This window comes from Wolbachia endosymbiont of Tuta absoluta, assembly GCF_059414725.1.
The window spans coordinates 1-385 of sequence record NZ_JBNRJY010000159.1 but is presented as its reverse complement, the minus strand read 5'-3'; the positions used below and the strand labels follow the sequence as shown (position 1 = coordinate 385).

Genomic DNA, 385 nt, shown 5'->3' with positions numbered 1-385 from the left:
ATTGCTCGGAGATAGGTATACCGACACTATCGTAATGGGTTGGTGTCCCGTCATGCTTAAGCGGCAAGCGGAAGCCTCCATATAGCAGAGGGGCGGGGTCTCTATGGGTGAGCAGTGAAGCGCTCGCCTGTAATGAATGAGTCAAGTACGGTCATTACGTACCGTGTTGTATTGCGCGATTCGCGGGGTACGCATATGGGGTTTTAGAAACGTTTCTTGTACAAGGAGGACGTCTAAACCGTGATCTTTTAGGAAGAGGCTAACTTCCGTCTTTTTAGGGCAAATACCATCGGCATTCCATAATCAAGCGGCTTAAACAACAAAGGAGTGGCCCATGAATTGTCACAAACGGTTACGATTCCACGTTCTTTAGCAACTTTTACTA

The 385-nt window shown here is 47.5% G+C and carries 1 pseudogene; it reads right to left on the bottom strand.

Annotated elements, in window-relative coordinates:
- Positions 1–257: 257 nt before the first annotated feature.
- A pseudogene (locus ACJ5GX_RS01720) lies at positions 258–385 on the bottom strand (cystathionine beta-lyase); the annotation flags it as partial.